Genomic DNA, 15,599 nt, shown 5'->3' on the forward strand with positions numbered 1-15,599 from the left:
GTATTTTTGGGGCCTAATTTGATTTTTTCATGGCTCAAAGCACGTCTCCATCAAGATATACCATCACAGCGGCACTCCCATACACCAACGGCCCCATTCACATTGGGCATTTGGCCGGCGTTTATGTTCCCGCGGACATCTATTCACGTTATTTAAGGCTCAAGGGCAGCGATGTGGCGTTCATTTGCGGTAGCGACGAACATGGGGTGGCCATCCCGATGAAGGCCAAGAAGGAGGGCGTTACCCCCAAGGAAATCATTGACAAATACCACGGGATCATCAAAAAGTCCTTCGCGGATTTTGGGATTTCCTTTGACAACTATTCCAGGACCTCTGCTGAAGTTCATCATAAAACGGCTTCCGATTTTTTCCAAAAAATGTACGATCAGGGCGACTTTATAGAAGAGGAGACCGAACAATTGTACGACGATGAGGCCAAACAATTCCTCGCGGACCGATTTGTAATCGGTACCTGCCCCAAATGTGGTAACGAAGAGGCCTACGGTGACCAATGTGAGCGCTGCGGCTCTTCCCTGAATGCCACCGATCTCATCAATCCAAAGTCGACCATAACCGGTGCAGTTCCCATTCTGAAAACCACAAAACACTGGTTTTTGCCTTTGGACAGGTATGAGGAATTTTTAAAGGAATGGATTTTGGTGGGCCACAAGGCCGATTGGAAACCCAATGTGTATGGCCAGTGCAAATCGTGGATTGATGATGGTCTAAAACCCCGTGCCGTGACCCGTGACCTCGATTGGGGCATCCCGGTACCCGTGAAAGGCGGTGAAGGGAAGGTACTTTATGTGTGGTTCGATGCACCCATTGGGTATATTTCGTCCACCAAGGAATGGGCCGAACGGGAAGGCAAGGACTGGAAACCCTACTGGATGGACCAAAGCACCAAATTGGTGCACTTTATCGGCAAGGACAACATTGTGTTCCACTGCATTGTGTTCCCCAGCATGCTGAAGGCCCACGGTGATTTCATTTTGCCCGAAAACGTGCCCGCCAACGAGTTTTTGAATTTGGAGGGCAACAAGCTGTCCACCTCAAAGAATTGGGCCGTTTGGTTGCACGAGTATTTGGAAGAATTCCCAGACATGCAGGATGTGCTCCGCTATGCCTTGACCGCCAATGCGCCTGAGACCAAGGACAACGATTTTACTTGGAAGGATTTCCAGGCACGCAACAACAACGAACTGGTGGCCATTTTTGGCAATTTCGTGAACCGGGTTGCCGTGCTCACCCAAAAATATTACAACGGAGTGGTCCCCACCCCCGGTGCTTTTTCAGAAGTGGACAAAGAGACTTTGGAGGCCCTGAAAGGTTTTCCTGAAATCCTGTCCAACTCCTTGGAGCGTTACCGTTTCCGTGAAGGCAGTCAGGAATTGATGAACCTGGCACGATTGGGCAATAAATATTTGGCCGACGAAGAGCCTTGGAAACTCATCAAAACGGATGAGGAGCGGGTAAACACCATTATGTACGTGGCGCTTCAGATTGCCACGGGATTGGCGGTTTTAAGTGAGCCTTTCTTGCCATTTACGTCGGAAAAATTGAAGGGAATTCTAAATGTCAGGTCGAGCGCAGTCGAGACCAATTGGGACAACATTGCCTCTGAAGATATCTTACTTCCAGCCGGACATCAACTCAATCCAAGTGAACTGCTCTTCCGAAAAATCGAGGATGAGGAAATCCAAAAACAATTGGACAAACTGGAAGCAACCAAAAAATCCAATGCTTCGACTACGGCTAGCACAGAATCCATGAAAAAAGAAATCACACCTCAAAAAGAGACCATTGCCTACGACGATTTTGCGAAATTGGACATGCGGGTAGGCACCATTTTGGAAGCGGAAAAAATGCCAAAGGCCGACAAACTCTTGGTATTGAAAATCGATACTGGTCTCGATACCCGAACCATTGTTTCCGGAATTGCCGAAAGCTTTCAGCCCGAAGAAATCATCGGTAAAAAAGTGACCGTTCTCGTAAACTTGGCCCCTCGAAAACTACGTGGTGTGGAAAGCGAGGGCATGATCTTGATGACCGAAAACCAAGAGGGCAAACTCGTTTTTATGAATCCAGATGAGGATGGGGTCGGGAATGGAACAAGTATAAACTAACCAATCATACAAACCATGAAAAGACCAATCTTACTTTTTATCCTTTTACTATCGCAGATCATCATATCGCAAGAAAAATTTCTTGAAATAAACAACAATTTCAAAGAGGGAACCAGAAAAGTACACACTGCATTTCCTGTTGTAGATGAAGCAACTGGAAATTTTGCGATTTTCTTGGACGATGACAATAATATCTATGGATTTTTATATTCCGCTGCACTTGATTTGATTGGTGAATTTGCTTCAGAGGGTCTCGCAAAAAAATACGAGCAAATTATAGGCTATTCTGTGAATGGAAAAGAAATCCGCTTATTCTTAAAAGATAGGAAGGATAAAACTTTTGGAAGTATTCTCTTCAATTTTGAAAATAAGTCCACAGAAGAAACCCTTTATGATTTCAAACTCAAAAATGAGGTTTACGTAGGAGGTTATAGTGATGCCTCCAAATTTCATCTGGTGACCATAAACAAGGAATCCAGTATTCTGAATTTTTATGTCTTTGAAGAAGGTAGTGAGTATACGAAGCAGTCTTTGGACTTGTCGAAAGAGTCATTTTATGATAATCAGGGAGCTGTCCAACATCTTTATACAATTATGGCTACGGGAGGTTCAGAAACAAGATTTGGAAATTTCAATTCATTTAAAATTGACAAGATTGATTCCCATTCCCCTAATTCCATTGAGACCACTAGCGAAATTTTGAAGATGTATCCTGAAAAGCATGGGTTTAAATTGACCATTGACACTCAAACGCTCACTTATATCATTGATGTTTCCACTGAAGAATTGAACTACACACTTTCCACTATTGAAAAACCCTCCATTTCGGCCCCAATGGTCAATTCCAATTCCTTCATTTTGGACGATAAGATTTATCTTATCTCCTCATCCGATGAAGAAATGGTCTTTTCAATAAAATCCCTCGAAACTGGTAAAGAACTGAAGAACCTCCAAGTAAAAAAAGATGAAGAGATCATTTTCAAAAACACCCCAATAATTCAAGAAGGTGGCACATACAAAGATTATAGGGAGATGGAAAAGAGCAGCAAATTTCTGAGAAGACTCAGTAAAGAAGATATTGGCGTCGCTGTTGTAAAGTCAAACAATGACTATGTCATTACCATGGGCTCCAAGAAAGAAATGGTAAGAGGGGGCGCTCCTATGATGATGCCTGGTTTTGGAATGCCGATGGGGGCCATTGTTGGATTTACTGTTACTTTCAACCCAACTTTTTATGCCTATGGAAGCTACAATTCCACAAAGGCAACACGTATTGAATGTTTGTTTGATCAGGATTTTAACCATAAATCAGGTGATATCCCCAAAAATGTATTTGATATTATTACAGAATCCGCTGATACGTTTCCCAAAAAGGACGCGGAAACTGTTTTTAAGTTGAATGATTCCTATATCTGGGGAGTTTATAACAAAAAACTCAATCAATACACCCTTTTCAAATTCTAAAGTTTGAATTGAAATTGATGGTATTGAGAGTAAAATGACTTGATCAATATACTCTTACCTTTTAAAAAAACCTACTTTACAAAAAAAGAAAATGCAACTCATTCCCTATATCGTTCAACACACTCATTTATCGGAAAAAAGTGTGGAGAATACCGTGGCCCTTTTGAACGAGGATTGTACCATTCCCTTTATTTCCCGATACCGAAAGGAACGCACTGGGAATTTGGATGAAGTCCAGATCGGCGCCATTGTGCAGTACAAAACCCAGTTCGAGGCCCTTGAAAAAAGAAAGGCGGCCATCATCAAGGCCGTGGAAGAACAGGGAGCCCTCACCTCGGACCTCAAGGCCAAATTTTTGAGCTGCATGGACCTGACCAGCTTGGAAGACCTGTATTTGCCTTTCAAGAAGAGCAAAAAGACCAAAGCGGAGACCGCTCGTAAAAATGGTCTGGAACCCTTGGCGAAGATCATCATGGCGCAAAACGCGGATGAAATCGAGTTCATTGCCTCCAAATACCTCAACAAGGAAGTCCAAAATGAGGATGAAGCCTTGGAAGGCGCCCGCCACATTATCGCTGAATGGATCAACGAGCGCACCGATATCCGAAATCAACTGCGCAACCAATTGGAGCGACATGCCATCATCACCACCCAAGTGATCAAGACCAAAAAAGACGATGAGAAGGCCCAAAAATTCCAGGATTATTTTGATTGGACCGAACCGTTGGACCGCTGCCCTTCGCACCGTTTTTTGGCCATCATGAGGGCAGAAAAGGAAGGATTCATCCGGGTGAAAATCGAAATTGACGAGGAACGTGCCCTTCAGAATATGGAACGCCGTTTGATCAAATCCAACAATGCCTGTACCGAACACATCCAAATGGCCATCGCCGATGCCTATAAAAGGTTGTTGTTCCCTTCCCTATCCAATGAGCTTTTAAAAACTGCCAAAGAAAAAGCGGATTTGGCCGCCATTCAGGTGTTCTCCAAAAACCTAAAGCAGTTGCTCCTGGGTGCACCCTTGGGCGAAAAACGCATTTTGGCCATCGACCCTGGGTTCCGAACAGGATGTAAAGTGGTCTGTTTGGATGAGCAGGGTGATCTGAAGCACAACGAAACCATTTATCCCCACGCCCCACAGAACGACAGAAACGGGGCCATCAAAAAAATAAGCTCCTTGGTGGATGCCTATAAAATTGAGGCGATTGCCATAGGCAACGGGACTGCATCGCGCGAAACCGAGCAATTGATCAAACGCATTCCCTTTAAAAAGCCCCTAGAAGTTTTTGTGGTGAGCGAAGCAGGGGCCTCCATCTATTCGGCTTCCAAGATTGCCCGCGACGAGTTTCCCAATTACGATGTCACAGTCCGTGGCGCGGTTTCCATTGGTCGCCGATTGGCCGATCCGTTGGCCGAACTGGTGAAGATCGATGCAAAATCCATCGGGGTGGGACAATACCAGCACGATGTGGACCAAACCCAATTGAAAACGTCTTTGGACACCGTGGTGGAAAGTTGTGTGAATGCGGTGGGCGTCAACATCAACACGGCCAGTGTTCCCCTGCTCAGTTATGTTTCGGGCATCGGACCCAAACTCGCCGAAAACATTGTGGCCCATCGCAATGAAAATGGGGCTTTCAAGAACCGGGAAGAGATCAAAAAAGTGGCCCGTTTGGGTGGCAAGGCCTTTGAACAGAGTGCCGGCTTTTTGCGCATCAAAAATGGGGACAATCCTTTGGACGATTCCTCGGTACACCCAGAAAGTTACCAATTGGTGGCCAAAATGGCCAAGGACCAAAAAATCCCGCTTGAGGAAATCGTTGGGAACAAAGCGGCCTTACAGCGCATCGACCTGAAATCCTATTGCACGGAAACCATCGGGATGCCCACTTTGGAGGATATTGTAAAAGAATTGGAAAAACCGGGTCTGGACCTGAGGGAAAAAGCCAAGGTGTTCACGTTTGACCAGAATATCCGGGAAATCACAGACCTTCGGCAAGGGCAATTGCTGCCCGGCATCGTGAACAACATCACCAACTTTGGATGTTTTGTGGATATTGGGATCAAGGAAAGTGGCCTTATCCATATTTCCAATCTGTCCGATACCTTTGTAAAGGATGTCAACGAACATGTGAGCCTTCACCAACAAGTGATCGTGAAGGTGTTGGATGTGGATGTGCCCCGAAAACGGATACAGTTGGCCCTGCACAAATAAGGATTTTTGAAATGCTCAAAATTGCCTATCACCCCATCTACAGACATCCGTTACCAGAAGGGCATCGTTTCCCCATGATCAAGTATGAGCTGCTGCCCCAGCAATTGCTCCATGAAGGCACTTGCTCCGAAGAAAATTTCTTTGAACCCTCCATTCCTGATGACAAACACATTTTGGCTGCGCACGATGAAATCTATTTTCGGGATTTGATGGGATTGGAACTTTCCAAAAGTGCGGTCCGGAAAATCGGTTTTCCATTGAGCGATGCATTGGTCACTCGGGAACGGATCATAGCCGACGGTACCATCAAAGGGTGTGAGTTTGCTCTGGAACACGGTATCGCCATGAACATTGCGGGAGGGACCCACCACGCCTACTCCAATCGCGGGGAAGCTTTTTGCATGCTGAACGACCAGGCCATCGGTGCCCGTTATCTTTTGGACAACCATCTGGCCAACAACATCTTGATCGTGGATCTGGATGTGCACCAAGGTAACGGGACTGCGGAGATTTTTCAGACTGACCGTTCTGTTTTTACCTTTTCCATGCATGGGAAGGGCAATTATCCGTTTAAAAAGGAAACTTCCGATTTGGATATCGCTCTGGAAAAGGATACTACTGACCAAGAGTATCTGTCCATTTTAAAGAACACCTTACCGGAACTGCTGGAAAAGGTGCGCCCGGATTTCATCTTTTACCTCTGTGGGGTGGATGTGTTGGCTTCCGACAAACTGGGTACCTTGGCCATGACGTTGGAAGGTTGCCGGGAACGGGACTGTTTTGTGCTCCAAACCTGTCACGACGCCAACATCCCAGTTCAATGCAGCATGGGAGGTGGGTATTCGCCCGATATCAAAACCATTGTGGAGGCCCATGCCAACACATTTCGTTTGGCGCAGGATATTTATGCGTAATTTTACCGACTGTTCCTTTTATTTAACCTCATGAAAGCAGCTGTTCTCCTATTTGTATCCCTACTGATTTGTCCTGTTTTTGGCCAAGAAGATGTAAAAGAAAAGAATATGTGGAACCATTTCACCTACGATGTGGGCAACATGTTCGGGGGTGTGGGTTATGCCTATTCCCGTCCGGTACACTGGAAAGGGAACGATTGGGCCAACTTTGGTTATTTGACCGCGGGCACCCTGCTCCTATTTACCGTGGATGATGAACTGAACGACTGGAAAAACGGTTTCAGGCAAGATATTCCCGATGTGGTGATGGACTACGGACACGAATACGGCAGTCCTGAGAACAACTACATGCTGACTGGCGGGGTTTATTTGGCGGGACTGTTCACCAAGAATGAGAAGTTGAGGCGGACCGGGGTCTTGTTGATTTCATCAGCTACCGCGGGCGGGTTTCTTCAGCAAGTGAGCAAACGCATCATTGGTAGGGCCAGACCCAAAAGCGGGGAGAGTTCCGATACCTTCGACCCCCTGCATCTGGATCGCATCTATGATTACGATTCCTTCCCTTCAGGACATGCCATGTTGGCCTTCAGCAACGCCTATGCCATTGCCAAACAGTTCAAGAACCCCTGGGTAAAGGGTGGTATTTATGCCATCGGTCTGGTGCCCGGTTTTGTGCGGGTGATGGATGATTTCCATTGGGTCTCCGATGTGGCATTCAGTACGGTGCTGAGCATATTCATTGTGGAATCCATTGACCGATATTTGGATTCGAAATATGACGAGAAGTACAACGACAATCCGAAACAAGTGAGTTGGAACCTTTCATTTGGACCCAATACCATGGGGGTCTCCCTTCACTTCTGATTCACCCTTAACACTTAAGTGTTAATTTCTTATTTAGATTGAATTAAAATAATTAGTTTTGCCTTCTCTATATGCAACATGGGAAAAAAGAAGGAAAAAAAGAAACTCAAAAAGGCATTGCTGAAAGAATTGTCCTCCCATAGCAATCTAAAGTCAAAATGCTGTGAGAAATACAAGAAAAAAGAAAGCAAGCGTTGCTCCAAATGCCCTTGCTTCGACCTTCTGAAAAAGGTGGCCTAGCCATTTTTCCCCATTTGTCCCTTTAGCTTGCCGTTCGTATTTCCAAACTTGTTTTTATTGTGCTATTTTTAGGACAAATTAAATCAACTATGATACGAAAAATAACGCTACTCATTGCATTGCTGCTGGCCAACAGCCTATTCCTTTTGGCCCAGGAACAAGATCCCGTTGTCCAGGCCATCATCAAAGAGGCCAATGAAAACTCACAGCTCGAGGCACTTGGCCACGAACTTATGGATGGTATCGGGCCCCGCTTGGTGGGAACGCCCCAAATGAAAAAGGCCCACGATTGGGCTGTCGCCAAATATGCCGGTTGGGGAATTACGGCCCGCAACGAACAATGGGGCGAATGGAAAGGTTGGGAGCGCGGAATTTCGCATATCGATATGGTCTCCCCCAGGGTACAGAGCCTTCGCGGTACACAATTGGCCTGGAGCCCTGCCACACCCAAAAAAGGCATCACTGCCGAGTTGGTGGTATTGCCCATGGTGAAGGATTCCATGGAATTTGTACGATGGTTGCCCAATGTGAAGGGAAAACTGGTCATGGTGTCCATGATGCAGCCCACGGGCAGACCCGATTACAACTGGGAGGAATTTGCCACCGAAAAGTCCTTTGCGCGCATGAAAGAAGAGCGTGAAGAGCAGACCAAGGCTTGGAACGAGAACATGCGGAACATGGGCCATAACACCCGGTCCTTGCCCGGTACGTTAGAAGAAGCTGGTGCTGCGGGCATTGTCGCTTCCTACTGGTCACAAGGTTTTGGGGTGAACAAGATTTTTGGTGCCTACACCAAGACCATCCCCACATTGGATCTGGAATTGGAAGATTACGGCATGCTCTACCGATTGGTGGAATCCGGACAAAAACCACAGTTGCACATTGTGGCCGAGTCCAAGGATCTCGGAGCCATGCCCACTTTCAATACGATTGCCGAGATCAAAGGTTCCGAAAAACCGGACGAGTATGTGATTTTGTCCGCCCACTTTGATTCTTGGGACGGAGGCACGGGTGCCACCGACAACGGAACAGGAACTTTGGTGATGATGGAGGCCATGCGCATCCTTAAAAAAGCCTATCCCAATCCCAAGCGCACCATCTTGGTGGGGCATTGGGGCAGTGAGGAACAGGGACTCAACGGTTCCAGGGCCTTTGTGGAAGACCATCCCGAGATTGTGGACGGTGTACAGGCGCTTTTCAACCAAGATAACGGTACTGGAAGGGTAGTGAGCATTTCAGGAGGTGGATTCTTGGATGCCTATGACTATTTGGGCAAATGGCTAAACCCCGTTCCACAGGAAATCACGGATGAAATAGAGACTTCGTTCCCGGGCACACCCGCACGAGGCGGTTCCGATTATGCCTCGTTCCAAGCAGCAGGGGCCCCTGCGTTTAGCTTGAGTTCACTGAACTGGTCTTACTGGAACTACACCTGGCATACCAACCGTGACACCTATGACAAGATTATTTTTGATGATGTGAGGAACAACGCCATCCTTACGGCCATCCTTGCGTATATGGCCAGCGAGCACCCAGAGAAAACCTCGCGCACAAAGGCGGTACTTCCCATCAGCAACCGGACAGGGGAACAGTTGGAATGGCCAACTCCCCGTTCACCCGAACGAAAAGGAGGTTTGGACTAAGTCCATTAAACCCTAAAACAAAAACGCCCCAATATATTGGGGCGTTTTTTATTAACCAACTAATTCAAACTAAAAGATACTAAGTCCAACTCTTGGGGTGGCCACCCTGACCCCGGTCTGCACAACAGTGCTCCTTCGGGGGTAGTGGTACTCGTGATAGGTAAAATACATTTGGGCCTGACGATGGTAGTGATCGCTGTGATGGCACTCGTTGTCGCAATGGGTCGCGTGTTCTGCATAAGCGTCCCTCTTTCCTTTCATATAGGCCTTGTAGGCTTTTTTATCGCGCTTCCTGAGGTCTTTCTCGTATTGGTCCTGATCTTTCCAAAAATCCTTTTCATCCTCTTCATTGCGCATCGCCAGTGCCTGTTCGTATTCGGCATCTTCCCTGGCCCGTTGTTCGTAATAGGAATCCTTGTCCTGTTCCGTGTTCTGCGTTCCATTTTCTTGGGCGGACATTGCGGTTGAAAATGTCAGGGCCAAAAGCGTTATAAAAAATCCGATATGTTTCATAGCGTAGAAAGTTTTGATCCGTGTCCTTATCTTATATACGGGATAAGTCGGGATTCAGTTCTATAACAACCAAAAATGGTTTTACCCTAATTGGGACCATGTAAAAAGGGGCAAAATTGCCCCTTCACTCTTTGGTTGTGGTTCGTATTATTTCCCCAACATCAAGAGCTCGTTGCACTTGATCTCGGTGATGTACCTCTTCTCGCCTTCCTTGGTTTCGTAGGAGCGGGACATGAGTTTGCCCTCCACCATGATTTCCTTGCCCTTGGCGAGGTAATTTTCGGCAATCTCCGCCATTTTGCCCCAGGCCACGATGTTGTGCCATTGGGTGTCCGTCACCTTTTCGCCCTCCGCATTTTTATAGGTCTCGTTGGTGGCCAGGGAAAACTTGGCCAATTTGCCCCCATTCTCTAGGGTGATGATTTCCGGGTCGCTGCCCAAGTGTCCAATCAACTGTACTTTGTTTTTCAGTGAATTCATTTTGATGTGATTTAAGCGTTAAACAGTCAATACCATCGAACTTCATTGTCCGACGAGGCAAACTTAGGAGCAGAAAAATGCGCCAATCGGTATTGAATTGTTTGCTTTCGTTTGTAAACAGATGTAAATGATTGGAAGCAAGAAGGGATGCCCAGAATGTGGCACCTATATACAATATGGGTGCCAAATATGTTGCCAAAAGGGATTATTATTAAATTGTGTAAAATTTTCCAACAACATGGCTAAACAAGATAAAAAAGGAAGTACAGGTTCCAGTTCCAAAAAGAGTGATGGAAAAGGACATATCAAAGGTGGAAGCCACAAGAAAAATGATGCTACAAAAGGAGCTAGAACAGGATCAAGACCTAAAAAAGATAGTAATTAAAAGCCGTTAACAAACCAAGCCCTAAGAACATTAAGATAATTGATGATAAATTAAGTGCATCGGTCCACTTATTATATTTATTCACCTTGCCATTATATCGATTCTTTTCACACTCATCGAAATCCCTTTTTTCAATTTTTCTAAGCTCTAACTGCGTATAGCATTCTTCATTATTGTTTGCATGATACCCTGTGACCTGTGATATGAAATTAGATGTGATTGCCACTAAAAAGCAAATCCCGGAAATTAATAGGAGATTTTCGTGCTCAACATTGATTTTATATGCTTTTAACTCCCTTATGGTTTCAAATATTATATAGATACCTGCCCCAGATATGGAGATTATAAGCAAATCCATCCTGCGAATGGAATAATTGGTTCTTTCCTTCGTATTGTTCAAGTGGTCAACCCACTTATTGTATTCAAGTTCGTCTCTTTTCTTCACTTGACTAAATGTATTCATTTTTCTTGAATTTTAGTTTGTCCCATATTGTATATAGGTGCCCATAATGTGACCCCCACCCCCTTTTCGGTGTCCTACCAAGTGACCCAAACAACAACCGTATGCCCATTCGCAGCATCAATAAATATACTGTGGTAAGAAGGTTCAGTCTCGGAAAACGGATGTACGACAAACTGGACGTCATCTATATCCAAGAGCACGACTCCATGAACCGGGAACCCCAAAAAGTCTTCAATGCCGAGAAGGAATATGTGACCGATATCTCCCCTGATATGTACCTCTCCCTCTGCAAGGGGTTCATTGTCCAGAATGCGGAAAATTCATGAGGAACGCCCTTCCTGAGAAGTGTTAAATCCTGTTAAATACTTGATTTTCTGATATATATCTGTATATTGATAGTATGGATTGCATAAGAAACCACTTCAAGAAATCTGTGTTCTAGGTCAATACACTGACCCAAAATCCTAATGGGAAGTTTTCTTCCCATCTCCCAAGAAAAACCAGTGCACAGCGAATCGGTCCTTTGGACCGTACACTTCTGCGCACGGAATTATTGTCAAATCAAAAATTAAAACAAAATGGAAACTGTAAGCAGTAAAAACAAGACGTTTAAAAAATTAGGGTTCACGTATCTGGAAACCGCAGAGATCGTGGTGACCCTGAACACCCTTTTGGCCAATTACCAAGTGTTCTACAACAAGATGCGAAACTTTCACTGGAACATTGAGGGGCCGGAATTTTTTGAACTGCACGAGGAGTTCGAAAACGAATACAACACCGCCAAGGAAAACATAGACATCGTGGCCGAACGTATCCGCGCTTTTGGGGTAAAGACGAAGTTTCCCCTGAAAAAGACCTTGGAACTCTCCCAGATCAAAGAGCCCACCAAGGAACTTACCGCCATTGAGATGGTAAGGGAGGTACTAAAGGACTACGAAACCCTGCACAACAACATGCTGGATGGCGTGAATGCCGCTTTGGACAGTGGCGATGTGGTCACGGAACAGATCTTGACCGATTTTCTCACCCATCTGGAAAAGAGGAACTGGATGTTCACCTCATACCTCAAATAGGCAACGAACATCCCAAAAAAGATTCGAAAACTATAAAAAATATACCCATGAAAACACTCACAACACTTCTATACATACCAATGCTTTTGCTGGTCGGCATCAATAGTTATGGCCAAAGCACTAACCCAGGGCTGATGAACGCCACGATCCACAAAACCTTCTCCGTGGAAGAGAACGGGGTGGAAAAGGCCTATAACATCAAGGTCATGGAGCACAGAAACTACCCCATGGCTTTTGACAAAAGCGACCAAAAAACAGAAAGTCGTAATCGCGATTCCAAACCTGCGTTGGTGACCAAACTCATCGCAGTGGATTCCAACAACGACAAGGAATACGAGCACTACATGGTGCTGAAATACAGAAGGTCGGTCACCGATGATTTCTCCGTGGTCGCCACTGATAAAGGATTTGCCGTAAAGGTGAAAGACCGTACCATGAAATACTTTGTCAAGGAAGGCATTTACTTTATTGACAACAAGGACCAAGACTTCTTCACTGTGGAGGAATTCAAGGAAATCGGGTGATTTCTAATTTTGTTTTTTTGATTGACAAGAGGGTCGGGGATAAACTCCCGGCCTTTTTGTTTGCCATTTTCGACCGATTAACGCCTATATTTGGGGCAAAAACCCAACTTATGGAGCCTTGGTTACATCCCGTTGTGCTGGAAGGAGAGCTGGTGAAGCTCGTTCCTTTGGAAAAATCCCACAAAGTGGACCTTGCATTTGCCGCATCCGATGGCAACCTTTGGGAACTGTGGTACACCTCTGTCCCCACCCCTGCCACTACGGATGCCTACATCAACACCGCCTTGCTCGAGTTGGGGGAAGGCAAATCGCTCCCCTTTACCATCGTGGACAAAAGGACCAATGCCGTAGTGGGGACCACTCGGTACATGAATGTGGACGCCGCGAACAAACGGCTGGAAATCGGCCACACCTGGTATGCCAAACGCGTACAGCGCACCGGACTCAATACCGAATGCAAATATTTATTGCTGAAACATGCCTTTGAGACCTTAAAGTGCATTGCCGTGGAATTTCGGACCAACTTCCACAACCACCCGTCCCGAAATGCCATTTTGCGTTTGGGCGCAAAACAAGATGGCATCTTGAGAAACCACAAGGTTGATGCAAACGGAAATCTAAGGGATACCGTTGTTTTTTCCATCTTGGACAATGAATGGCGAACGGTAAAGACTTCCTTGGAATTCAGGATGAAGCAAGGCGCATCAAAATAGACTTTTTTAGGTTCAAGCTTTGCTTATTTTCAAAAGATGGGCAAAGTTGTAGCTCGCCAATTCCAGATTCCGGCTACTTTTTGTTTTGGCCTCGTCCAAGTTTCCTACTTCATTCAGGATGGAGACCGCATAGGCCAGTCCCATCTGTTGCATCTCTTCAATGGAAAGGTTCACCGATCCGCAAAAAGCGGCCACGGGAATATCTTTTTGCTGCGCGGCACGGATCACCCCGTTGATGGTCTTGCCCGAAAAAGTCTGTCCGTCCAATTGGCCTTCCCCAGTAATCACCCAGTCCGCATCTGCCAACACTTCCTCAAAATGGGCCATCTGCATCACCAGATCTACCCCCGATACCAAATCGGCATTCAAAAAGACGACGGCACCACCTCCAACTCCACCGGCCGCACCGGCTCCTGGAATCTTTTGCACATCCACCCCGAAAACACTGTGGAGCACTTGGGCAAAATGGGCCAACCCTTGGTCCAAAAACCCAATTTCTGCAGCGGAAGCCCCCTTTTGGGCGCCATATACCTTCGCCGCCCCATTTTCGCCATGGAAGGGATTGTTCACATCGCAGGCCACTTGGATAACCGCCTGTGACAAATTGGGGTGCACATTTTTACGTAGTATTTGATCCACATGGACGAGATTTTTTCCCACAGGCTCCAACGCCTTGCCGTTCTTGTCCAAAAAAGTGTGCCCCAATGCCTGAGCCATGCCCATACCCCCATCGTTCGTAGCGCTCCCCCCAATGCCCAGGACAATTTTGCGTGCGCCTTTCTCCAAGGCATCCAAAATTAGTTCCCCTGTGCCAAGAGAGGTGGTGTGCATGCAGTTCATTTCGCCCTTGCTGAGCAGTTTGTACCCGGAAGCTTCGGACATTTCGATATAGGCAGTCAGCCCATCCCCGGAAAGTAAATAACGGGCCTCAATGTCCCTGAACAAGGGATCCTTCACCCGCACGGACACGGAAGATGCATCGAGATAATCGGCAACAATCTTAATGGTGCCGTCGCCCCCATCGGCCAAGGGCGTTTTGACCACTTTGGCTTCGGGAAACACTTTTTTGAGGCCACTTTCCACCGTATCGCAGAATTCCCTTCCCGTCAAGGAGCCTTTGTATTTATCGGGTGCCAGAACAAATTTCATCCCCACAATGTAATCAAGATAAATGGAGTGGCATATGTATTTTCCCATCAATTCGGTTTAAAAACGGCACAGGTTTTGCTCATTGGGGTGAAGTATTTACCTTTAAACAAAAAATCTCTACTATGAAAAAAATGATCTTACCCTTGGCAGCCTTGTTGCTTTCGACTTCAATTTTTGCCCAATCCAAAAACTTTTTGGACACCCCTTATCTGGAAACTTCGGCCCAAGTGGACACTTTGGTGACCCCGGACAAGATCCACCTCAACATCACCATCCAGGAAAAGGATTCCAAAGGAAAGGTCTCCGTTGAAGAGCAGGAGAACAAAATGGCGCAACGACTAAAGGCCCTTGGGATAGACTTGGACGAGCAATTGGTGATCAAGGACATGAGCAGCAATTTCAAAAAATATTTTCTCCGCGAAAAAGAAGTCTTGAAAAGCAAGGAATATTCGCTTGTCGTCTATTCGGGCAAGCAGGCCGGTGAGGTCATGGTCGCTTTGGAGCAATTGGACATTGCCAATGCCTATGTGGAAAAAACGGAATATTCCAAAATGGACGAACTGGAACTGGAACTGAAGACCAGGGCCATCAAAAAGGCCAAATTAAAGGCCGATGCCCTGACCAAACCGCTTGGGCAGAAGTTGGGTGCCGCACTTCACATTGTGGACAACTCTCAACCCTATTACCCCAGATACAACCAGGCCCCAATGATGGAAATGAAAGCCGTTTCCGCCGATATGGGTGGTGCCCAGCCGTTGGACATCGATTTTGAAAAGATACGGGTAGAGACCCTAGTGAGCGTAAAGTTTGCCCTCACCAATTGATATTCATTC

General features: G+C 46.2%; 16 protein-coding genes. 12 read left to right on the forward strand and 4 right to left on the reverse strand.

Annotated features, from left to right (window positions below; all coding sequences use genetic code 11):
* The first annotated feature begins 29 nt into the window (after window positions 1-29).
* The 6 genes from metG to FOT42_RS05505 all read left to right on the forward strand — a co-directional run bounded on the left by metG (window position 30) and on the right by FOT42_RS05505 (window position 9,466).
* The gene (gene metG, locus FOT42_RS05480) at window positions 30-2,126 is read left to right on the forward strand and encodes a methionine--tRNA ligase (RefSeq protein WP_151889574.1); all 2,097 of its coding nucleotides are present in this window, start codon (window positions 30-32) and stop codon (window positions 2,124-2,126) included.
* Window positions 2,127-2,141: 15 nt separating this feature from the next.
* On the forward strand, window positions 2,142-3,590 hold the full coding sequence (locus FOT42_RS05485; protein WP_151889575.1) for a hypothetical protein: 1,449 nt from the start codon (window positions 2,142-2,144) through the stop codon (window positions 3,588-3,590).
* 91 nt (window positions 3,591-3,681) lie between these two features.
* The gene (locus FOT42_RS05490) at window positions 3,682-5,805 is read left to right on the forward strand and encodes a Tex family protein (protein WP_151889576.1); all 2,124 of its coding nucleotides are present in this window, start codon (window positions 3,682-3,684) and stop codon (window positions 5,803-5,805) included.
* An 11-nt stretch (window positions 5,806-5,816) separates the two neighbouring features.
* Window positions 5,817-6,719 (forward strand): histone deacetylase family protein, encoded by a 903-nt coding sequence (locus FOT42_RS05495; protein ID WP_151889577.1) that lies wholly within the window; start codon window positions 5,817-5,819, stop codon window positions 6,717-6,719.
* Between the two features lie 30 nt (window positions 6,720-6,749).
* Window positions 6,750-7,583: a phosphatase PAP2 family protein gene (locus tag FOT42_RS05500; RefSeq protein ID WP_151889578.1), complete on the forward strand. Its 834-nt coding sequence runs from the start codon at window positions 6,750-6,752 to the stop codon at window positions 7,581-7,583.
* Between the two features lie 329 nt (window positions 7,584-7,912).
* Complete coding sequence (locus FOT42_RS05505) at window positions 7,913-9,466, forward strand: M20/M25/M40 family metallo-hydrolase (RefSeq protein ID WP_151889579.1); 1,554 nt, start codon at window positions 7,913-7,915, stop codon at window positions 9,464-9,466.
* 69 nt (window positions 9,467-9,535) lie between these two features.
* On the opposite strand, the gene FOT42_RS05510 is transcribed toward FOT42_RS05505, so the two are convergent.
* Together FOT42_RS05510 and FOT42_RS05515 are read right to left on the reverse strand one after the other, a co-directional pair.
* Window positions 9,536-9,979: a hypothetical protein gene (locus FOT42_RS05510; RefSeq protein WP_151889580.1), complete on the reverse strand. Its 444-nt coding sequence runs from the start codon at window positions 9,977-9,979 to the stop codon at window positions 9,536-9,538.
* A 147-nt stretch (window positions 9,980-10,126) separates the two neighbouring features.
* On the reverse strand, window positions 10,127-10,459 hold the full coding sequence (locus FOT42_RS05515; RefSeq protein ID WP_108424018.1) for a single-stranded DNA-binding protein: 333 nt from the start codon (window positions 10,457-10,459) through the stop codon (window positions 10,127-10,129).
* 238 nt (window positions 10,460-10,697) lie between these two features.
* On the opposite strand from FOT42_RS05515, the gene FOT42_RS18025 reads away from it, so the two are divergent.
* A complete protein-coding gene (locus FOT42_RS18025) occupies window positions 10,698-10,844 on the forward strand; it encodes a hypothetical protein (protein WP_192938327.1) in 147 nt (48 codons plus the stop codon).
* Here FOT42_RS18025 and FOT42_RS05520 read toward each other — a convergent pair.
* Entirely contained in the window at window positions 10,825-11,307 is a 483-nt protein-coding gene (locus tag FOT42_RS05520; protein WP_151889581.1) for a hypothetical protein, read from the reverse strand. The genes FOT42_RS18025 and FOT42_RS05520 overlap by 20 nt on opposite strands.
* 101 nt (window positions 11,308-11,408) lie before the next feature.
* Here FOT42_RS05520 and FOT42_RS05525 point away from each other — a divergent pair, with 101 nt between their 5' ends.
* The 4 genes from FOT42_RS05525 to FOT42_RS05540 all read left to right on the forward strand — a co-directional run bounded on the left by FOT42_RS05525 (window position 11,409) and on the right by FOT42_RS05540 (window position 13,617).
* Entirely contained in the window at window positions 11,409-11,633 is a 225-nt protein-coding gene (locus FOT42_RS05525; RefSeq protein WP_151889582.1) for a hypothetical protein, read from the forward strand.
* 252 nt (window positions 11,634-11,885) lie between these two features.
* Window positions 11,886-12,380: a Dps family protein gene (locus tag FOT42_RS05530; protein WP_151889583.1), complete on the forward strand. Its 495-nt coding sequence runs from the start codon at window positions 11,886-11,888 to the stop codon at window positions 12,378-12,380.
* Window positions 12,381-12,427: 47 nt separating this feature from the next.
* Entirely contained in the window at window positions 12,428-12,904 is a 477-nt protein-coding gene (locus tag FOT42_RS05535) for a hypothetical protein (RefSeq protein WP_151889584.1), read from the forward strand.
* A 110-nt stretch (window positions 12,905-13,014) separates the two neighbouring features.
* Window positions 13,015-13,617 carry a GNAT family N-acetyltransferase gene (locus tag FOT42_RS05540; protein ID WP_151889585.1) on the forward strand — a complete coding sequence of 201 codons (603 nt, stop codon included), beginning with the start codon at window positions 13,015-13,017 and terminating at the stop codon, window positions 13,615-13,617.
* A 12-nt stretch (window positions 13,618-13,629) separates the two neighbouring features.
* On the opposite strand, the gene FOT42_RS05545 is transcribed toward FOT42_RS05540, so the two are convergent.
* Window positions 13,630-14,814, reverse strand: a complete 1,185-nt coding sequence (locus FOT42_RS05545) for a glycerate kinase (RefSeq protein ID WP_313788415.1) — start codon at window positions 14,812-14,814, stop codon at window positions 13,630-13,632.
* Between the two features lie 74 nt (window positions 14,815-14,888).
* Here FOT42_RS05545 and FOT42_RS05550 point away from each other — a divergent pair, with 74 nt between their 5' ends.
* A complete protein-coding gene (locus tag FOT42_RS05550; RefSeq protein ID WP_151889586.1) occupies window positions 14,889-15,590 on the forward strand; it encodes an SIMPL domain-containing protein in 702 nt (233 codons plus the stop codon).
* Window positions 15,591-15,599: the final 9 nt, after the last annotated feature.

It is taken from the genome of Flagellimonas hadalis (assembly GCF_007785775.2).
Classification (GTDB): Bacteria; Bacteroidota; Bacteroidia; order Flavobacteriales; family Flavobacteriaceae; genus Flagellimonas; species Flagellimonas hadalis.